Annotated in this window: 20 protein-coding genes and 1 riboswitch; of the genes, 9 read left to right on the top strand and 11 right to left on the bottom strand. The window is 74.1% G+C overall.

Annotation, left to right across the window (positions count from 1 at the left end):
- Nucleotides 1-100: 100 nt before the first annotated feature.
- The 6 genes from OO47_RS10255 to OO47_RS10230 form a co-directional block, all read right to left on the bottom strand.
- The gene (locus tag OO47_RS10255) at nt 101-502 is read right to left on the bottom strand and encodes an aggregation-promoting factor C-terminal-like domain-containing protein (RefSeq protein ID WP_030208416.1); all 402 of its coding nucleotides are present in this window, start codon (nt 500-502) and stop codon (nt 101-103) included.
- 286 nt (nt 503-788) lie between these two features.
- The gene (locus tag OO47_RS10250; RefSeq protein WP_078489564.1) at nt 789-1,691 is read right to left on the bottom strand and encodes an ECF transporter S component; all 903 of its coding nucleotides are present in this window, start codon (nt 1,689-1,691) and stop codon (nt 789-791) included.
- Nucleotides 1,643-3,346 carry an ABC transporter ATP-binding protein gene (locus OO47_RS10245; RefSeq protein WP_030208409.1) on the bottom strand — a complete coding sequence of 568 codons (1,704 nt, stop codon included), beginning with the start codon at nt 3,344-3,346 and terminating at the stop codon, nt 1,643-1,645. Before OO47_RS10245 ends, OO47_RS10250 begins: the two co-directional genes overlap by 49 nt.
- A complete protein-coding gene (locus OO47_RS10240; RefSeq protein ID WP_030208407.1) occupies nt 3,343-4,482 on the bottom strand; it encodes a cobalt ABC transporter permease in 1,140 nt (379 codons plus the stop codon). The genes OO47_RS10245 and OO47_RS10240 overlap by 4 nt, the downstream gene beginning before the upstream one ends.
- A complete protein-coding gene (locus OO47_RS10235) occupies nt 4,479-5,171 on the bottom strand; it encodes an SCO2322 family protein (protein WP_030208404.1) in 693 nt (230 codons plus the stop codon). The genes OO47_RS10240 and OO47_RS10235 overlap by 4 nt, the downstream gene beginning before the upstream one ends.
- A complete protein-coding gene (locus OO47_RS10230; RefSeq protein ID WP_030208403.1) occupies nt 5,168-6,424 on the bottom strand; it encodes a prenyltransferase/squalene oxidase repeat-containing protein in 1,257 nt (418 codons plus the stop codon). Before OO47_RS10230 ends, OO47_RS10235 begins: the two co-directional genes overlap by 4 nt.
- Nucleotides 6,425-6,497: 73 nt before the next feature.
- Nucleotides 6,498-6,641: riboswitch (cobalamin riboswitch) on the bottom strand.
- A gap of 145 nt (nt 6,642-6,786) precedes the next feature.
- Here OO47_RS10230 and OO47_RS10225 point away from each other — a divergent pair.
- On the top strand, nt 6,787-7,350 hold the full coding sequence (locus OO47_RS10225) for a hypothetical protein (protein ID WP_051715513.1): 564 nt from the start codon (nt 6,787-6,789) through the stop codon (nt 7,348-7,350).
- A 28-nt stretch (nt 7,351-7,378) separates the two neighbouring features.
- Here the strand turns inward: OO47_RS10225 and OO47_RS10220 are convergent, their stop codons facing one another.
- On the bottom strand, nt 7,379-8,008 hold the full coding sequence (locus OO47_RS10220) for a TetR family transcriptional regulator (RefSeq protein WP_030208399.1): 630 nt from the start codon (nt 8,006-8,008) through the stop codon (nt 7,379-7,381).
- Between the two features lie 272 nt (nt 8,009-8,280).
- On the opposite strand from OO47_RS10220, the gene OO47_RS10215 reads away from it, so the two are divergent.
- From OO47_RS10215 to OO47_RS10200, 4 genes are all read left to right on the top strand, one after another.
- Nucleotides 8,281-9,648: a glycosyltransferase family 4 protein gene (locus tag OO47_RS10215; protein ID WP_030208397.1), complete on the top strand. Its 1,368-nt coding sequence runs from the start codon at nt 8,281-8,283 to the stop codon at nt 9,646-9,648.
- Between the two features lie 100 nt (nt 9,649-9,748).
- Entirely contained in the window at nt 9,749-10,483 is a 735-nt protein-coding gene (locus OO47_RS10210) for a class I SAM-dependent methyltransferase (protein ID WP_030208394.1), read from the top strand.
- Entirely contained in the window at nt 10,480-11,571 is a 1,092-nt protein-coding gene (locus tag OO47_RS10205) for a glucosidase family protein (protein ID WP_030208392.1), read from the top strand. Before OO47_RS10210 ends, OO47_RS10205 begins: the two co-directional genes overlap by 4 nt.
- Before the next feature lie 150 nt (nt 11,572-11,721).
- On the top strand, nt 11,722-12,252 hold the full coding sequence (locus tag OO47_RS10200) for a hypothetical protein (protein WP_030208391.1): 531 nt from the start codon (nt 11,722-11,724) through the stop codon (nt 12,250-12,252).
- Nucleotides 12,253-12,327: 75 nt separating this feature from the next.
- Here OO47_RS10200 and OO47_RS10195 read toward each other — a convergent pair whose 3' ends face one another.
- The gene (locus tag OO47_RS10195) at nt 12,328-13,188 is read right to left on the bottom strand and encodes a DUF5336 domain-containing protein (RefSeq protein WP_078489563.1); all 861 of its coding nucleotides are present in this window, start codon (nt 13,186-13,188) and stop codon (nt 12,328-12,330) included.
- A gap of 112 nt (nt 13,189-13,300) precedes the next feature.
- The gene (locus OO47_RS10190) at nt 13,301-14,179 is read right to left on the bottom strand and encodes an N-acetylmuramoyl-L-alanine amidase (RefSeq protein WP_030208387.1); all 879 of its coding nucleotides are present in this window, start codon (nt 14,177-14,179) and stop codon (nt 13,301-13,303) included.
- Between the two features lie 163 nt (nt 14,180-14,342).
- On the opposite strand from OO47_RS10190, the gene OO47_RS10185 reads away from it, so the two are divergent.
- Nucleotides 14,343-16,403, top strand: coding sequence for a tol-pal system YbgF family protein (locus OO47_RS10185; protein ID WP_234323119.1), 2,061 nt, complete (start codon nt 14,343-14,345; stop codon nt 16,401-16,403).
- A gap of 62 nt (nt 16,404-16,465) precedes the next feature.
- Here the strand turns inward: OO47_RS10185 and OO47_RS10180 are convergent, their stop codons facing one another.
- Together OO47_RS10180 and OO47_RS10175 are read right to left on the bottom strand one after the other, a co-directional pair.
- Complete coding sequence (locus OO47_RS10180) at nt 16,466-17,095, bottom strand: class I SAM-dependent methyltransferase (protein ID WP_030208384.1); 630 nt, start codon at nt 17,093-17,095, stop codon at nt 16,466-16,468.
- 46 nt (nt 17,096-17,141) lie between these two features.
- Complete coding sequence (locus OO47_RS10175; RefSeq protein WP_033208678.1) at nt 17,142-17,549, bottom strand: ATP-binding protein; 408 nt, start codon at nt 17,547-17,549, stop codon at nt 17,142-17,144.
- A gap of 84 nt (nt 17,550-17,633) precedes the next feature.
- On the opposite strand from OO47_RS10175, the gene OO47_RS10170 reads away from it, so the two are divergent.
- From OO47_RS10170 to OO47_RS10160, 3 genes are read left to right on the top strand one after another with little or no spacing between them, the layout of a single operon-like run.
- Nucleotides 17,634-18,482: a helix-turn-helix domain-containing protein gene (locus OO47_RS10170; RefSeq protein ID WP_033208675.1), complete on the top strand. Its 849-nt coding sequence runs from the start codon at nt 17,634-17,636 to the stop codon at nt 18,480-18,482.
- Complete coding sequence (locus OO47_RS10165; RefSeq protein WP_030208377.1) at nt 18,442-18,651, top strand: DUF397 domain-containing protein; 210 nt, start codon at nt 18,442-18,444, stop codon at nt 18,649-18,651. The genes OO47_RS10170 and OO47_RS10165 overlap by 41 nt, the downstream gene beginning before the upstream one ends.
- A 20-nt stretch (nt 18,652-18,671) precedes the next feature.
- Nucleotides 18,672-19,067 carry a hypothetical protein gene (locus OO47_RS10160; protein ID WP_158708646.1) on the top strand — a complete coding sequence of 132 codons (396 nt, stop codon included), beginning with the start codon at nt 18,672-18,674 and terminating at the stop codon, nt 19,065-19,067.
- The last annotated feature ends 69 nt before the right edge of the window (nt 19,068-19,136 follow it).

Raw genomic sequence — 19,136 nt, 5'->3', positions numbered from 1 at the left:
TCCGGTTCCTCGGGGGCGAGGTGCGGGAACGCCGCAGGCCCCGCCCCTCCGTGAGGAGGGCGGGGCCTTGCGTGTGCGCGCTGTGCGGTGGCAGGACTTCTCAGTACCAGCCGTTGGCCTGCCAGAACGCCCAGGCGGCGTTCGGGGAGCCGTAGCGCTCGTTCATGTAGTTGAGACCCCACTTGATCTGGGTGGCGGGGTTCGTCTTCCAGTCGGAGCCGGCCGAGGACATCTTCGAGGCCGGGAGGGCCTGGACCAGGCCGTAGGCGCCGCTGGAGGAGTTGGTGGCCTTGTGGTTCCAGCCGGACTCGTGGGCCACGATCTTGCTGAAGGAGGCGTACTGCGAGGCGGGAACGATCTGTCGCGCGACATCCTGCGGGCTGGCGGCCGAGGCCGAGCCCGTCGTGCCGAGCACCGCACCCGACGCACCCAGCAACACGGCTGCGGAGGCGGCGAAGGTCTTCTTGCGGGCGGCGACACGAGTGGTGAGCGAGCGAATCAAGGTTTCTACCTAACTTCGGGGACAGAGGTCGCGCCGGGCGTTTTCGGCAAGCCGGAACCAGAGCCCGGGGGACCCGGGAACGGGGGGAACCGGTCTGCCCGAGGCGCTGCGGTGAGCACCGGCTGCCTGGCGACGTCCACCAGAGAAGCAGGGCCGGAACGCCGATGCAACGACCCCCTGTACGAGGGAGGTTCGGACCCGGGAGGAACGTCCCGGGGGCGGGAGGGGGCGCGTTTCCGCAGGTTGCGCGGGTGTAGGGAGGTCTTTGGGCGGTTTCGTACGCCTACTATTCCGGCTCGTACGTGACCTGGGTCCTGTGGGGCGCCTCACTCGCAGGGGCCCCTTCCGGGCCCTCGAATGTGACCTGGGCCTCGAAGTTCGCCCGCCTCGTCGCCCGCCGCAGCGCCCTCAGGAGCGTGCCGCCGACCGTGAGCGTGAGGACCACGGTGAGCACGGCCCGGCCGAGGTCCCAGCCGAGGGAGGTGGCGGTGACGTAGGCGAGGAAGCGGACCAGGTTCTCGTGCAGCGGGGCGCCCGGCTGGAAGGAGATCCCGCTGCTCAGGCCCTGGAGCAGGACCCAGCCCTGGAGGTTCATGACCGTGCCGTACGCGAACGCCGCCACGAAGCCGTACGCGGAGAGCATCAGGAGCTCGCCCCGGCCCCGGAGCGTCCGCTGCCCCGGCAGCAGCCCGGCGCCCATCGTGAACCAGCCCATCGACAGCATCTGGAACGGCATCCAGGGGCCCACACCGCCCGTGAGCAGCGCGGACGCGAACATCGTCACCGCGCCGAGGACGAAGCCGAAGCCCGGGCCCAGGACCCGGCCGCTCAGCACCATCAGGAAGAACATCGGCTCCAGGCCGGCCGTCCCCGCCCCCAGCGGGCGCAGCGCCGCGCCCACGGCGGCGAGCACCCCCAGCATCGCGACCGCCTTCGCGTCCATGCCGGAGTCCGCGATCGTCGCCACCACGACGGCGACGAGCAGCGGCAGCAGGGCCGCGAACAGCCACGGAGCGTCACCGGCGTGTGACGTCACGGCCGAGTCGGCGTCCGCGAACAGGGGCCAGCAGAAGGCGGCGATCCCGATCAGGGAGACGAGGGCGAGGGCGGCGACGGAGCGGGGGCCGAGGCGGAGGGCGCTCACCGCGCCTCCTCCAGGGCCCGCTCCACCTGCTCGACCGTGAGCCACGGCTGCGGGGCCAGGACCTTGGCGACCTGGGGCGAGAACGCGGGCGAGGAGACCACGACCTCGGCCGTCGGGCCGTCCGCGACCACCTCGCCGTCCGCGAGGATCACCACCCGGTGGGCCAGCTCGGCCGCCAGCTCCACGTCGTGCGTGGCGAGCACGATCGCGTGCCCGTCCGCCGCGAGGGCGCGCAGGTGCTCGACCAGGCGGGCCTTGGCCGCGTAGTCCAGGCCCCGGGTCGGCTCGTCCAGGAGGAGCAGCGGGGGGCGGCCGGTCAGGACGACGGCCAGGGCGAGGGCGAGGCGCTGGCCCTCGGAGAGGTCCCGGGGGTGCGTGTCGTCCGCGACGCCCGGCAGCAGCTCGGACACCAGGGCCCGGCAGGTGCCGTCCGCCGCGCCCGCGTCCGCGTCGGCCGCCGCGCACTCGGCGGCGACGGTGTCCGCGTACAGCAGGTCCCTCGGCTCCTGCGGCACCAGGCCGACCTGGCGGATCAGCTCGCGGGGATCGGTGGCGTGGGGGGCGCGGCCCGCGATCCGGACGGTGCCGGAGGTGGGGGCGATCATGCCGACCAGCGCGGACAGCAGGGTCGACTTCCCGGCGCCGTTCCGTCCCATGAGGGCGACGGTCTCGCCCGGGTCGACGCGGAGGTCGATCGCGCGGAGGGCCTCCACGCGGGCGCGGCGGACGTGGAGGGAGGCGGTGAGGACGAGGGGGGTGGCGGGGTGTGGCTGCTCGCCCTGTGGCCGCCGTCGCCGCCGCGAGAAGAGGGAGAAGCCCCCACCCCTCCCCCCATGCCCTCGGGCGTGGGGGGAGGGGTGGGGGAGGGGCCCCGCAGGGACACCCGCCCCGATCAGCGGCTCCAGGCGCTCCTTCAACCCCCCCGCCCTCCGCCTCGCGTCCCGCACCGTGAGCGGCAGGGGGGTCCAGCCCGCCAGGCGGCCCAGGGTGACCACCGGGGGGTGGATCGGGGAGACGGACATGACGGCGGACGGGGGGCCCATGACCGCCTCCGGGAGGAGGAGGACCTGGTCCGCGTACTGGACGACGCGTTCGAGGCGGTGCTCGGCGAGGAGGACCGTCGTGCCGAGGTCGTGGACCAGGCGCTGGAGGACCGCGAGGACGTCCTCCGCCGCCGACGGGTCGAGCGCGGAGGTCGGCTCGTCGAGGACGAGGACCTTGGGGTGCGGCGTGAGGACGGAGCCGATCGCGACCCGCTGGCGCTGCCCGCCGGAGAGCGTCGCGATCGGCCGGTCGCGGAGTTCGGCGAGGCCGAGGAGGTCCAGGGTCTCCTCGACCCGGCGCCGCATGACGCCGGGCGCGAGCCCCAGGGACTCCATCCCGTACGCGAGCTCGTCCTCGACCGTGTCGGTGACGAAGTGGGCCGACGGGTCCTGCCCCACCGTGCCCACCACGTCCGCCAGTTCGCGCGGCGGATGCGTACGGGTGTCCCGGCCGTCGACCGTCACCCGGCCGGTCAGCGTGCCGCCCGTGAAGTGGGGGACCAGGCCCGAGACCGCGTTCAGGAGGGTCGACTTGCCCACGCCCGAGGGGCCCACCAGGAGGACCAGCTCCCCCTCCGGGACGGTGAGGTCGAGGTTCCTGAGGGTCGGCTCGGTGTCCTCCTCGTACCTCACCGAGACGTTCTCGAAGCGGATCACGGGTTCTCCTCGGGTACGGGGGCCACGAACGCCGGCACCAGGCCCAGCAGGACCGACAGCGCGGGCAGCAGCGGCAGCTCCGGGGCCGCCAGGGGGACCACCCCGGGGTGCAGCGCCTCCGGGGCGTACGCGTTCGCCCGGATCATCAGGACCGCGACCGCCACCCCGGACCCGGCCACCAGCCAGGACCGGGCGCCCCAGCGGTCGGGCCGGTACCGGGTCCGTACGGTCCGGCGCCCGCCGAGCCGGAGCCCGGCCACGGCGGCGAGCAGCCCGGCGCCGAGCAGCGGGAGCCCGTACCCTGCGCCCTCCGCCGCGAGCAGCCCGTACGAGCCCGCGCAGATGCCGAGGAGCCCGCCGAGGGTCAGGACGTTCGTGGTGCGGCGCACGGCCGCCGGGACGCGGGCCGTGCGCCCGTACCCCCGTGCGTCCATGGACGCCGCCACCGCGATCGAGCGTTCGAGGGCCCCCTCCAGGACCGGCAGGCCGATCTGGAGGACCGCCCGGACCCCGCCCGTGGGGCGGCCCCGCAGCCGGCGGGCGGTCCGCAGCCGGGCCACGTCGGCGACCATGTTCGGCGCGAAGGTCATCGCCACGACGACGGCGACCCCCGCCTCGTACAGGGCACCCGGCAGCGACTTGAGCAGCCGCGCCGGGTTGGCGAGCGCGTTCGCGGCGCCCACGCAGATCAGCAGGGTCGCCAGCTTCGCGCCGTCGTACACCGCGAAGAGCACCTGCTCGGCCGTCACCCGGCCCCCGATCCGCACCCCCTGCGCCCAGCTGGGCAGCGGCACCTCGGGCAGGGTGAAGAGGAGGTGCGCGCCCGGGATCGGGGAGCCGAGGAACACGGAGAAGAGGACGCGGAGGGCCACCACGAACAGACCCAGCTTCACGAACGCGCCGTACGAGCGGGCCCAGGGCGCGTCCGTGCGGCGGGCCGCGACGACATAGCCGGCGACGCCGACGACCAGGCCGAGCAGCAGCGGGTTGGTGGTGCGGGAGGCGGCGACGGCCAGGCCGAGCGCCCACAGCCACCACGCGCCCGCGTGCAGGGCGTTGGCCCGGCTCGCGACGGGAGCCGTGAGCACGCTCCGGAGGGGGCCGGGGAACACGGTACGACCGGGAGCGGTGCTCATCCGCGGCGGCGGGCCTTCCAGACCGCCGCCCCGCCGAGCGCCAGGACGGCCGCCCCGCCGACGAGCGCGCCGACGGACGGGCCGCCCCCACCGTCGTCCTGCTTCTTCGCCGCGGCGGGGGAGGCCGCGGCGGTCGGCTCCTCGCCCACCTCCTCGCCGCAGCCCCGCGCCGGATAGCCCGCGATCCCGCACAGCATGGCCCCGCTGTCGTACCGCAGCGGCTTCGCCACGGCGGCGAGCGCCTCCGCGCCGGTCGCGTCGGGGCGGACCTGCGCGCAGCCGGTCGTGACGCGCGGGGTCGGCGGGGCCTCGCCGGGCGGCGCGTCGGCCGGGCCGCCGAAGTCGACGACGACCGCGATCCGCTTCGTGCCGTCCTTCGCCGCCACGCCCCCGCAGATCCGGGCGAAGTCCGGGGCGGCGGTGGGTCTGGCGGTGTCGTCGGCCTCCTTGCTGACCGCGAAGCGGAAGCCGACCGCGTCGCCGTCGGCGGGCCGGGCGGTCGCCGGGCCCTGCGTGGCGTACGCCCAGGGCTTGCCGCCGTCGCTCTCCCAGTACGACCAGTAGCGGTAGCCGGCGGCGTGCGCCGGGGCGGCCGCGACCCCGGCGAGGGTCAGCAGCGCCCCGGCCGCGGCGCCCGCGACCCTGGCGGTGGTCCTGGCCGTGGGGGTCCCGACGGCGGTGGCGGTCACTTCTTGCGGCCGCTCAGGAGGAAGCCGATGCCGACGCCGACGACCGTGCCGATGCCGATGATCCACCAGAGGTCGAAGCCGGAGTCCTCCTCGTCGGCGGTGGAGGAGTCGGAGGCGGAGGTGTCGGGGCTCTTGGGCGCGGGCCCGGCGGCGTTGAGCCGTTCGACCAGGTCGACCGAGCCGAACTTGCGCGGGTCGGTCTCCGTCGCGCGGGCGGCCAGGATCAGCTGGGCGTAGGCGGCCGGGCCGCTCTCCTTCGCCCAGGCGGCGGAGTTCTTCTCCAGCCACTCCAGGGCGGGCATGGCCTCCTTGGAGGCGCCGGCGGCGGAGAGCGCGACGACGGCGTCGGCGGTGTTGCCGAAGTCGGGCTGCTCGGTGGTGTCGGCGGCGCCCGGCATCGGCGGCTGGACGAGGTGGTGGGTCGTCGCGAGCGTCTTCGCCAGGTAGGAGGCGCCGTTCAGGGCGACCCGCTCGGGGGTCGGCTTCGGCAGGTCGGTGCAGGTGGGGGCCTGCTCGGGGGAGGCCTTGGTGGCGACCATGCTCTTGCCGAGCCCGGCGAGGGTCGCGGCGGCGGTGGCGTCGGCGTTGGCGAACAGCTTCCCGGCCTTGTCCGGCTGGTACGCGAAGGCGCCGGGGCCCTCCTCGTCCGAGCAGGGCAGGGCGAAGGTGAGGAGCGCGTCGTAGGGGGAGCGGCCCTCGGCGGAGGTGAACTCGCCGGGGCGCACGCCGGTCGCGGCGAGCGCGCCGACGACGACGGAGGTCGAGTTGGCGTCGCTGGCGCCGCCCGCGCCGTAGCCCCAGCCGCCGTCCTTGTTCTGCACGGACTTCAGCCAGTCGGACCCGGCCTTGACGGCCTGGTCGGCCTTCCCGGGGGCGGCGCTCTGGCGGCGGACGGCGGCGAGCGCCTGGACGGCGGCGGCGGTGGCGTTGGTATCCCGCATCGTCTTCGCGTCGCAGGGCTTCGCGGCGTCCGCGCGGTAGGAGGGGAAGGCGCCGTCCTCGCACTGCTGGCCGAGCAGCCACTCCACGGCCTGGTCGGCGGGCTGGTAGCCGGTGGCGCGCTGGGCGAGGAAGGAGAGCGACTGGCGCCAGACGCCGTCGTACGTCGGGTCCTTCGTGCCGTACAGACCGGCCGGGAGCTTCCCGGCGGAAGGGGTCGGGGAGGGGGCGGCGGTGGCCGGCCCGGCTGCTCCGGTGCCGAGTACGGCGACGGCGGCGAGCGCGGTGGCGGCGGCGCGGCGGACGGTGTTCATGGGGCCCTCTCCTGCGGCCGGGCACGGCACGCCTCGGGCACCGGGCTCCGGCTCCGTATTCCTCGACGGTGCCGGCGGTCACGTCCCGTCCGGGGCATTCCGACTTACCACCCCAAGGCGGTTAACGGCTGCGGGTCAGTACCGGATTTCCACCGGTTTCCCCCCGTACGGGCATGATGACGACCCGCTTACTGTACCGGCCCGTACGCGCTGCTCACGGTGGGTGTGAGCGGCCTCGCACCGGCCCGCGGAAACGGACGGGCCGTCACGTCCGGCCCTGTGCGAAACTCCTGCGACCGCCGCCGGACGATCACCGTCCGGTGGCGATCGACAGGGGTGGGGGACAAGGGGTGGGGAAGAGGATGCGCAAGGGGACGGCGGTCCGGGCGGCCGTGGTCATGGCCGTGGTGCTCGGCGCCGCGGGCTGCGGCACGGGCGACGGCGGGACGGACGGCGGGGGGAAGCGGGGCGGGGCGTCCGCCGCCCCCTCGGCGACGCCCCGGGCCGAGGACACCGGTCCGGTCACGAAGGCCTCGGCCCAGGCGGACATCGAGGCGGCGGCCGCGGACGCGGGGGCCCCGGCCGACGATCCGGACTGGGCGAAGATGACCGCGGCCCGGTGCGGGGCCGGTTACCACGGTTACGGGACGGAGGACGAGAAGGTCGACTTCGGCCGGTACGAGGCGGTGGTCGGCGAGCTGCGCGAACGCGGCTGGCAGCCGTCGGGGGAGGCGCCCGAGCGCAAGGACGAGAACGGGACGGTCCGGATCGCCCAGAAGATCTTCACGAAGCGGGGCTGGACCCTGACGGCGGAGTTCCGGGGCTTCGACACGGGACAGATCAGCGTGTCGGCCGCCGACAAGGCCTGCGTCGACGAGATCCGCTCCCGCGTCCGGATCCCCGAGGGTGGGACCGACGGGCAGTAGCCGAAGCCGGATCAGACCAGGGTCCCGATCAGGCCGAACCCCCGATCAGCCGGCACACCGTCTCGATGTCGACCTTCACCTGGGCGATCGAGGACCGCCCCGACAGCCAGGTGATCAGGGCCGAGTGCCAGGTGTGCTCGATCACCCGGACCGCCGACAGCCGCTCCGGCGTCGGCTGTCCGGTCCCCATCGCGTCCAGGATGATCGCGGTCGTCAGCCGGGAGACCTCGTCCACCTCGGCGCTCGCCCCCCGGTCCGCGAAGATCAGCGCCCGCACCATCGCGTCGGCCAGCTGCGGTTCCCGCTGGAGCGCCCGGAAGGCCCGCATCAGGGTCTCCGCGACCCGCTCCGCCGGGTCCGCGCCCGCCGGGGGCCGCTTCCGCAGCGTGGTGTGCAGGTGCCGGAGCTGGTCCTGCATCACCGCGACGAGCAGGTGGATCTTGGACGGGAAGTAGCGGTACAGCGTGCCCAGGGCCACGCCCGCCTCCTCGGCCACCTCCCGCATCTGCACGGCGTCGAACCCGCCCCGCGAGGCGAGCCGCGTGCTGGCGTCCAGGATGCGCCGCCGCCGCGCCTCCTGGCGCTCCGTGAGGGGTACGGCGGTGCCGTGGCCGAGGGCGTGGCCTGTGCCGTGCTCCGCTCTGTTCTCTGCGGTCATGGGGTCCCGTTCCGTGCGGTGGGGAGCGACAGTATGGCGGCGCCGCCGCCGTGGCGCGAATCACCCGCTCCGGATCTCACCGCGGCGCTACCTGCCGGTAGATTCTGTCCTTCCCGGACGGCCGGACGACGGCCCGGCAAGGATCGGACGACGGCCCGGCAAGGGTCGGGCGGCGGCCGGGAACGGCCGGTCGACGGGCGAGTCTGTAACTTGTTCTAGATTAACGCCAGCGGTTACGCTCCGGCGAAACGCACGCTCGAAGGGGGCCGCGCATGACCGCCGAGGCCGTAGAGGCAGGCCCCCGACAGGGCGTCACCGACCCCGGTGACATCCCCCGAGTTCTCGACCGTGCTCGAACAGGGGGGACCCCCACGTTGCGGATCGCTCTCCTCACGTACAAGGGGAACCCCTTCTGCGGAGGCCAGGGCGTCTACGTCCGGCACCTCTCCCGCGAACTGGCCCGCCTCGGCCACACCGTCGAGGTCATCGGCTCCCAGCCGTACCCGACCCTCGACGAGGGCGTGCCGCTCACCGAGATCGCCAGCCTCGACCTCTACCGGTCCCCGGACCCCTTCCGGACCCCGAAGCGCGACGAGTACCGCGACTGGATCGACGCCCTCGAAGTCGCCACCATGTGGACCGGCGGCTTCCCCGAGCCGCTCACCTTCTCCCTGCGGGCCCGCCGCATGCTCGCCGCCCGCCGCGGCGACTTCGACGTCGTCCACGACAACCAGACCCTCGGGTACGGACTCCTCGGCGGCCCCCGCGCGCTCGGCGCCCCCCTGGTCACCACGATCCACCACCCCATCACCGTCGACCGCGGCCTCGAACTCGCCGCCGCCGACGGCTGGAAGCGCCGCCTCTCGGTCCGCCGCTGGTACGCCTTCACCACCATGCAGAAGCGGGTCGCCCGCCGCCTGCCGTCCGTGCTCACCGTCTCCGGCACCTCCCGCCAGGAGATCGTCGAGCACCTCGGCGTACGCGAGGACCGCATCCGGGTCGTCCACATCGGCGCCGACACCGACCTCTGGTCCCCGGACCCCTCGGTCGCCGAGGTCCCCGGCCGGATCGTCACCACCTCCAGCGCCGACGTCCCCCTCAAGGGCCTGGTCCACCTGATCGAGGCGCTCGCCAAGCTCCGCACCGAGAACCCCGACGCGCACCTCGTCGTCGTCGGCAAGCGGGCCGAGGACGGCCCGGTCGCCCGGGCCATCGAGCGGTACGGCCTCGAAGGCGCCGTCGAGTTCGTGAAGGGCATCACCGACGCCGAGCTCGTCGACCTCGTCCGCTCCGCCCAGGTCTCCTGCGTGCCCTCGCTGTACGAGGGGTTCTCGCTGCCCGCCGCCGAGGCCATGGCCACCGGCACCCCGCTCGTCGCCACCACCGGCGGCGCGATCCCCGAGGTCGCGGGCCCGGACGGCGAGACCTGCCTCGCGGTGCCGCCCGGCGACGCGGGCGCCCTCGCCGCCGCCCTCGGCCGGGTCCTCGGCGACCCCGAGCTGCGCGCCCGGCTCGGCGCCGCCGGACGCGCCCGGGTCCTCGACCGCTTCACCTGGGCCCGCGCGGCCCAGGGCACGGCCGAGCTGTACCGCGAGGCGATCGCCCGCCGGGGCGCCGCCTCGCCAGGCCCCCGCCGGTGACCGGGACCGCGCACCCGCACGACCCGGGGAACCCCCGCCCGCACCACCCGAACGACCCCCACCCGCACCGCCCCCGTCCCGACCGCGAAGGCAGGCCCTCGTGCTGACCGTCGACTTCACCCGCTTCCCGCTCGCCCCCGGCGACCGCGTGCTCGATCTGGGCTGCGGTGCGGGCCGGCACGCCTTCGAGTGCTACCGGCGCGGCGCCCGGGTCGTGGCCCTCGACCGGAACGCCGAGGAGATCCGCGAGGTCGCCAAGTGGTTCGCGGCCATGGAGGAGGCCGGGGAGGCCCCCGCCGGCGCGACCGCCACCGCGATGGAGGGCGACGCCCTCAACCTGCCCTTTCCCGACGAGTCCTTCGACGTCGTCATCATCTCCGAGGTCATGGAGCACATCCCGGACGACAAGGGCGTCCTCGCCGAGATGGTCCGCGTCCTCAAGCCGGGCGGCCGGATCGCCGTCACCGTCCCCCGCTACGGCCCCGAGAAGGTCTGCTGGGCGCTCTCCGACGCGTACCACGAGGTCGAGGGCGGCCACATCCGCATCTACAGGGCCGACGAACTCCTCGGCAAGATCCGGCAGGCCGGCCTCAAGCCGTACGGCACCCACCACGCGCACGCGCTGCACTCGCCGTACTGGTGGCTCAAGTGCGCCTTCGGCGTCGACAACGACAAGGCGCTGCCGGTCCGGGCGTACCACAAGCTCCTGGTCTGGGACATCATGAAGAAGCCCGCCCTGACCCGGGTCGCCGAGCAGCTGCTCAACCCGGTCGTCGGCAAGAGCTTCGTGGCGTACGCGACCAAGCCGCACCTCCCGAAGGCCGATGCCGCGTGACGAGCCCCGAGCGGATCGCGGAACACCTGGTCCTGCCCGGCGTCCTCACCGCCGAGCAGGCCGCCGAGACCGTCGCCGGGATACTCGCCGTCCAGCGCGAGGACGGCGCCATCCCCTGGTTCCGCGGCCACCACCTCGACCCCTGGGACCACGTCGAGGCCGCCATGGCCCTGGACGCGGCCGGCGAGCACGCCGCCGCCGCCCGCGCCTACGAGTGGCTCGCCCGGCACCAGAACGGCGACGGCTCCTGGTACGCGGCCTACCACGACGGCGACCCGGAGCGGGTCACCGACCGGGGCCGGGAGACCAACTTCACCGCGTACGTCGCCGTCGGCGTCTGGCACCACCACCTCGCCACCGGCGACGACGCCTTCCTCGACCGGATGTGGCCCGTCGTCTACGCCGCCGTCGAGTTCGTCCTCGGGCTCCAGCAGCCCGGCGGCCAGATCGGCTGGAAGCGCGAGCCGTCCGGCGAGCCCGTCGCCGACGCCCTCCTCACCGGCAGCTCCTCGATCCACCAGGCCCTGCGCTGCGCCCTCGCGATCGCCGAGGCCCGCGAGGAGCCGCAGCCGGACTGGGAGCTGGCGGCCGGGGCCCTCGGCCACGCGATCCGCCGCCACCCCGAGCGCTTCCTCGACAAGTCCCGCTACTCGATGGACTGGTACTACCCGGTCCTCGGCGGCGCGGTCACCGGCGAGGAGGCGAAGGCCCGGATCGACGCGTCCTGGGACGCGTTCGTCGTGCCCGGCCTCGGCGTGCGCTGCGTGGTCCCCAACCCGTGGGTCACCGGCGGCGAGAGCTGCGAACTCGCCCTCGCCCTCTGGGCGGTGGGCGAGTCCGACCGGGCCCTCACCATCCTCCAGGACATCCAGCACCTGCGGGCCGCGAACGGCATGTACTGGACGGGGTACGTCTTCGAGGGCGCCACCGAGGCCGACAAGGCGATGTGGCCCGAGGAGCAGACGAGCTGGACCGCCGGGTCCCTGCTGCTCGCGGTGGCCGCGCTCGGCGGCGAGGAGGCCACGGTCGCCGTCTTCGGCGGCGAACGCCTCCCGTCCGGCCTCGAACCGGACTGCTGCGGGGCCTGAGCACGAGGCGGGGGTACCCGTACGGAGTCGCCCCGGTGGCGCCCGTGCGGCCCCGGGGCGAGGCTGGCGCCACAGCCCCCAGGAGGTCCCGCCGTGCCCGGAACCCTTACGCCCCGAACCCGCTCGCGCAGAGCCCTCGCGCGGGGAGCCGTGGCGCTGCCGCTGTGCTGCGCCCTGCTCCTGACCACCGCCGCCTGCGGAGGCGACGACGGCGCGGGCGCGAACGCCTCCGCGAACCCGTCGGCGTCCCCGGCCCCGTCGGGCAGCGCCGAGCGGCAGAAGCTGGCCAAGACCCGGTTCGTGGCCAACGCCGGTCTGGCCGCGGGCGCCACGTACCAGTGGATCGTGAAGCCGTACCGCGCGGGCACGTTCAAGAAGGGCGCGGACGGGCGCACCTTCGCGCTGGTGAAGGCCGGTCTCGCGGGCGCGTTCGCCTACAACCGGCTCAAGGCGGCGGCGGAGAACGCCAAGGGCGACCCGCTCCTCTCGAAGGCGGTCGCGCCGCTCACCGCCGGGATCGACTCGCTCAAGGACCTCGGCACCAAGTTCCGCAGGGGCGAGGTGGGCGAGGGGGACGTCGGCGCCTTCGAGAGCGTGATCAACAGCGTCAAGGAGGCGGGCAGGAGCGCGGGCGCGGAGGTCAAGGACCAGGTGCCCAGCACGTCCCAGCTCGGAGGATGACCGCCGGGGAACGGTGACGGCCCCCGTCCGGACCGGAGTCCGGACGGGGGCCGCGTGCGGGGACGTACGGAACCGTCAGCCGCGCTGGATGCCCGTGGTGTCCTGGAGGACGCCGCGGCGCCCGTCCTGCGTCTGGGCCACCAGGGCCTGGCCGCGCTGCTCGACCGCCAGGTACCAGGTGCCGGGCGCCAGCTCCGCGATCGGGGCCTGTCCGCCGTCCTCCGCGTACAGCGGACGGGCGACCGGGACCGCGAACCAGAACGGGGCGAAGTCCGAGGCCGGCTGCGCCGGGGCCTGCTGCGGCTCGGGCTGCTGGGCGGCGGCCTGCGGCTGGGGCTGCGGGGCGGCGGCCTGCGCGCCGAACGGGTGGCCGGCGCCGTGCGAGGCGTCGTGCGCGCCCCCGTACGGCTGCTGCTGCGCGCCCGGGTAGCCGTAGCCGCCGGGGACGCCCTGCGGGCCGGGCTGGCCCGGCTGCATGCCGTACGGCTGCGGGGCCTGCGGACGCGGCGCGCCGACCAGCGGGGCCTTGAGGGCCGGGACCAGCGGGCCGGCGATCGCGGCGGCGGCGAGGACCAGGGAGGCGATCAGGCCGAGGATCAGACCGGCACCGGCGCTGGTGGCCTCGAAGATCCACATGAGCAGGGTCCACGCGGAGGCGATGGTGAACGCGGTGCCGACCTGGCCGAGCTCCAGACCGGCGACCTTGCGCTGCTGCGGCAGGGCGCGGGAGGCGACGACGAGACCGGCGCCGACGATGCCGAGGAAGAAGGAGCCCCAGCCCAGCGGCGACGCCTCCCACGAGTTCGGGCTCTCGAACTGGTCGCAGAACGAGGCCGGGCCTTCGCAGCCGGAGATGCCGAGGAACGAGGCGATGAACAGCACCACCGCTGCACCGATCAGCACGCCATCGCCTCGGGTGAGGGAGCGGATATTCACGTGAGAAGTCCTTCGTCGGTCGTCGTCGCGCCGGTCGTCGGCGCGTCGGAGTGGCGCTCGGGTCATGGCAGGGGGCGGCCCCATCGTACGGAGAATCTATCGCCCGCCGGTTCTACCCCTGGAGGTAGGTGGCGATGCCGTCCGCGATCCCCTGCGCCGCCTTCTGCCGCCACTCCGCCGACGCGAGCAGCCGCGCGTCCTTCGGATCACGCATATTGCCGCATTCGACGAACACCTTGGGGACGGTTGAGAGATTGAGTCCGCCGAGATCGTCCCGTACGTCCAACCCGGTTCCTCCGCCGAGGTAGTTGGCGGGCGCGGTGCCGGTGGCGCGGGCGAACCGGTCCGCGATCCGTTCGCCCAGTTCGCGGGAGGGGCCGACGATCTTCGCGGTGTCGGCGGCGCCCTCCCGGACGGGTGCGGGGAGGATCACGTGGAATCCGCGGTTGCCGACGGCCGAACCGTCCGCGTGGACGGAGACGACGGCGTCGGCGCGGGCCTCGTTCCCGATCCGGGCCCGCTCGTCGATGCACGGGCCCCAGGGGCGGTCGGCGTCGTGGGTGAACACCACCTTCGCCCCGCGCGCGGTGAGCAGGTCCCGCAGCCGGTGGGAGACGTCGAGGGTGAAGGAGGCCTCGGCGTACCCGTCGTCCGTCGCCGTGCCCGTGGTGTCGCACTCCTTGCGGTGCGTCCCGATGTTCACCTTCCGGTCGATCTCCTCGGAGTGCCGGAAGTTGCCGGGGTTGTGGCCGGGGTCCACGACGACGGTCCGCCCGGCGAGGGGACGGTCTCCCGGGGCGGTCGGGGAAGGGGAAGGGGTACGGCTCGGTCGCGGGGCGCTCCCGGTCGCCGACTGCTCCGGGCCCTTCCCGGACGGCGGGGCGGCCGGGTCCGGAGCGGCCCCGCACCCGGCGAGCACGGCGCAGCAGCCCGTGGCGGCGAGGACGAGGGCGAGGGGGCGGCGGGCGGTCTTCCGGTGGTCGTTCGGCACCCCGCGACTTTAGGCCTTGCGAAAGGCGAAATCCCGCAGGGGTACGTCCCGGATCGGTCACCGCGGGGGGAGAACGGTGGACGCGTGTGCGGGGACGGTGAAGGGTATCCATAGGACGCGACGGTGGGATGCCATCGCGCATGGACCCACGAGGGGGACCGTGGTGGGGGAAGAACCGAACGACGCACGTCCCGAACCGGCCGACAGGATTCCGGACGGGCACGCACCGGACCAGAACCAGAACCGGGACCGGAGCCCGGCGGCCCCGGACCCGCGCGTGGCCCCGGCGCCGGAGGCGCCGCCCTGGGCCCCCGTGCCCCCGGCGGACCGGGCCGCCCCGGAGACCTCGGGGTCTCCGGGAACCTCGGGGTCTCCGGGGGCCTCGGCGGCTCCGCCCCCGCCGGCGCAGCCGCCCGCCACGCCCACGCTCGCCTTCGGCCCACCGCCGCAGGCGTCCGGGCAGACCTCCGGCCACCAGCCGGGACACGCCTCCGGCCAGCCGTTCGGGCAGGCGTCCGGGCACGCCCCCGGGCAGCCGCCCGGCGACCCCTCCGGCGCCGTGCCCGTAGGGGCGGGCGCCGCCGCCGCGCCCGGGTACGGCTTCCCGCAGCCCGGACCCGCGACCGCGCCCGGCTACGGTCCGCCGCCGGGGTACGGACCGCCGGGTTACGGGCCTCCCGGGTACGGCCCGCCGCCCGGGTACGGGGACCGGCCGCCCGCGCAGCCGCCCGGCCCGGCGAACCCGGTCCAGGCCGCCGCGATCGGCCTGCTCAACCTCTCCGGCCTCGGCCTGGGATACGTGCTCCTGCGCCACTGGATCGGTGCCGCGCTCTGCTGGCTCGCCACCGCGGCCCTGCTCGTGGTCGCGCTGCCCGCCGACGTCGACGGCGTGCCCGTCGGCGTCCTCGTCGGGTACGGCGTCCTGCTGCTCGCCGCCGCGGCCGACGGCTTCCGCCGCGGCCTGCGCGCGACCCTCGGGACCGGGACCGCCGTCCGGCGCCTGGCGCTGCCGCTCGCCCTGGTGCTGCTCGCCGTGCCCGCCGGGGGCTCCCTCGCGTACGGGGCGGCCCGCGAGGAGGCGAGGGAGGAGGCCCTGCTCGCGCGCCTCACCGTCGCCGACGAGCGGGTGAAGTCCGGCCAGGGACTCCTCTTCGACCGGGCCGAGCCCCTTTACCGCCTGGCGCTCGCCACCTACCAGGAGCTCGGCACGGAGCACGCGGGCTCGCGGGCCGGGAAGCTGGTCCCCGCGCGCCTCGACGCGTACTACGCGCAGCTCTCCGCCCCGTACGCCCAGAAGGACTACTGCAAGGCGGTCGCGCCGCTCAAGCACCTGCGGGGTCTGCCGGGGACGGTCGACAAGGACCTCCTCGGCACCCGTCCGGCGAAGACGGACGAGCCGCTGGCCGAGTCGCTCTACGCGTGCGGGACGGCCGCGCTCGGCGTGCGGACCGCCGAACCGCCCGCCGAGAAGAGCCTGAACGAACTCCTCGACACCTTCCCGCAGTCACCCCAGGCGACCCGCGTCGAACCGGCCGTCCGCGAGGCGATCAGGAAGCGGTCCGCGTCCGGCGGCGGCGCCGTCCCCTGCGCCACCGTCGTGGAGCTGCGCGCGATCGGCAGCTCCGTGGACGCCCTGCCGGACGCCACCTTCGCACAGGCCTCGCGGGAGACCGCGGCGGCCGTCGAGAAGGGCGACTTCGCCTGCGGGACCTCGCAGTTCAGGAGCAAGGATTTCGACGACGCGGCCACGACGATGGCCCAGTTCGCCAAGGACTACCCGAACAGCCCGAAGGCCGCGCACGCGCGCTCGATCGCCATCGCCGCCGAGATCGCGGACGAGGAGCCCGAGGCCGGCAAGAGCCTGCCCCCGGCGAAGGCCCCCGGCGGCGCCCGGATGGTCATGGTGGTGAGCAACGACGGCCCCGGCTCGGTCGAACTGCTCTACACGGGCCCGACGACGGGCAAGGTCACGCTGAACGCGTGCGCGACCTGCACCAAGTACCCCAGCTCGCTCTTCCTGGACCCGAAGAAGGTCAAGGCGTGCACCGGCCCGGCCTCGAAGTACCCGAAGGCGACCCTGCTGCTGCCCGCCGGCACCTACCACTTCCTCCAGAAGCGGGCCGGCACGGGCACGTCGACGGTCGGGGACACGAAGATCAGCAAGACGAAGATCGAACCGAACTACAGCTACACGAACTGCCTGTACGTGACGTCGGGGTTCTGACGCGAGCCCCCGGCCGGTGGCCGCTCTCCTCGAACGGGGGGCGGCCACCGCCCGTTGCCGCCTCAGCGGCGGCGCAGCACCCGCAGCGAGTCGGTCACCGAGACCTCCTCGAAGTCCCCCGACTCCAGGGCGCGGAGGTAGATCCGGTACGGGGCCTGACCGCCGTCCTCCGGGTTCGGGAAGACGTCGTGGATCACGAGCAGACCGCCGGGCGCGACCTTGGGGGCCCAGCCCTCGTAGTCGTTCACGGCGTGCTCGTCGGTGTGCCCGCCGTCGACGAACACGAACCCGAGCTGCCCGGCCCACACCTTCGCCACCTGCGGCGACCGCCCGACGACCGCGATGACGTGCTCCTCCAGGCCCGCCTTGCGCAGGGTCCGCCGGAAGGTCGGCAGCGTGTCCATGAGCCCCACCTCGGGGTCCACCACGGTCGGGTCGTGGTACTCCCACCCGGGCTGCTGCTCCTCGCTGCCCCGGTGGTGGTCCACGGTGACCGCGACCGTCCCCGCCCGCCGGGCCGCGTCCGCGAGCAGGATGGTGGACCGCCCGCAGTACGTCCCGACCTCCAGGAGCGGAAGCCCCAGCTTCGCGGCCTCGGCGGCCGCCCCGTACAGCGCCAGCCCCTCCCCGACGGGCATGAAGCCCTTCGCGGCCTCGAAGGCGGCAAGGATCTCGGGGCTGGGCTCGGACATGGTGGCTCCTACTGACGAGTACGGCGGTACGGGCGCCCATCGTGCCCTACGCGTCGCACTCGAACCACACCGTCTTCCCGCCGGCCCGCTCCTCGACCCCCCACCGGTCCGTCACGGCCTCCACCAGCACGAGCCCCCGCCCGCCCTCGTCCAGCTCCCCGCCCGCCTTCGCGGCCGCGGTCCCGGGCACCCCGTCCGCCACCTCCACCCGCAGCCCGTGCGGCTCCCGCAGGATCAGCACGGCACACCGGCGCCCCGGGACGTGCCGGACGACGTTCGCGACCAGCTCGGTGAGCGCGAGGGTCGCGGAGTCGGACAATCGGACGAGTTCCCACCGCGTCAGGAACATGTGCAGGATGCGACGCATGTGACCGGCGGAGTGCTCACCCACGGTGAAGCCCATGCGGTAACTCGACGCAAGTTCCGCAGGATAGAGGTCTGTTGCCTGATTCATGTCCCCAGAGTGGACGCTTTTCGTTACGCTCGGCTACGGCCCGAACACAACGCCTCGTCGCGTCGATCTGGGGGTGACCTCGCCGTGGTCAACATCCGCAACCTCGATCCCAGCGCCTCGCCGCTGGACTACTACGGAGCGGAATTACGCCGTCTGAGGGAGGCGGCCGGACTGAACCAGTCGCAACTCGGTGCGGTGGTCTACTGCACGGGTTCGCTCGTCGGCCAGATAGAGACGGCGAAGAAGGTCCCGACGAGGCGTTTCTCGGAACAACTCGACGCCGCGTTGATGACGGGCGGGACGTTCTCGCGGTTGGTGGGGCTTGTGCTGAAGAGCCAGCTGCCGACGTGGTTCCAGCCGTACGCGGACATGGAGGCGCGGGCGACGTATCTCTGCACCTTCCAGGACCAGGTGGTGTACGGCCTGCTCCAGACGGACGCGTACGCCCGCGCGGTCTTGAGTGCCAGGACCGAGGACGGCCTCGACGCCAAAGGCGCGGCCCGCATCGACCGCCAGCGGATCCTGGACCGCGAGATCCCACCCCTGCTCTGGGTCATCCTGAGCGAGGCAGTGCTGCATCAGGAGATCGGCGGGCGCGAGATCATGCGAGAGCAACTCGCCCACCTGTTGCGCATCCAGGAGCGGGAGTGGGTGAAGATCCAGATCCTCCCGTTCGCGGCCGGGGCGCACGCGGGCCTGATGGGCTCGTTCACCCTGCTGCGCTTCGAGGACGACCCGGACCTTGTCTACACCGAGGACTTCGTCCAGGGTCATATGACCGCCGATTCAGCCGCGTTCAGGGAAGGATCGCTCCGTTACGATCACCTACGAGCCGCTGCTCTCTCGGTGGAGAAGTCGGCCGAACTGATCGCCCGCGTCATGGAGGAACGATATGGGGACCGACCAGAACCTGATGGGCGCCCGCTGGCGTAAGTCCTCGTACAGCGGCGACAACGGAGGCGAGTGCATCGAGGTCGCCGACCTCGCCGCCCACGTCGCCGTCCGGGACTCCAAGAACCCCGAAGGCCCCGCCTTCCTCGCGACCCCGGCCGCCTTCACGGCCTTCGTGACGGCCGCCGCCGAGGGGCGCATCGGCCACTGACGGTGGCGACCCTCGTGGGAATGATGATCCTCGCCCTGGTCCTGCCGACCTGGGCGGGGATCACGTATGTGGGCCTGGTCCGGGCCCGGCAGGGCGACAAGCCGCCCAAGCCCCTCCGTACACCCGCCAGGAAGGCGGCGTACCTCGCCGTGTTCGCCTGTCTCGCGGGCGGCGCGCTGCACCTGTACGGCCTCTCGTACATGCCGTTCCTCTTTCCCGAGGACGCCTGTTGGTTCAAGGCGGGGATGAAGGTCCACCCGGACCACAGCAGTGCGCTCCCCGTCAGTCTGGTGTGCCGGGGGACGGAGATCGTGCCGTGGTGGGTGAACCCGGGGCTGCTCGTCCTCGCGGTGGCCGCCGTCGGCGCGACCGTGGCGAGCGCGGTGCTCGCGGTCAGGCGCCGCCGCGCAGGGTGAGGGTCCAGGTGTCGACGGTGCGGCGGGTCGGTTCGGCGGCGTGCTGTTCCGCGACCACGGCCACGAGCC

It is taken from the genome of Streptomyces bikiniensis, assembly GCF_000716625.1.
Lineage (GTDB): Bacteria > Actinomycetota > Actinomycetes > Streptomycetales > Streptomycetaceae > Streptomyces > Streptomyces bikiniensis.
The sequence above is the reverse complement of the archived record's forward strand: the minus strand, read 5'-3'. Positions and strand labels throughout refer to the sequence as shown.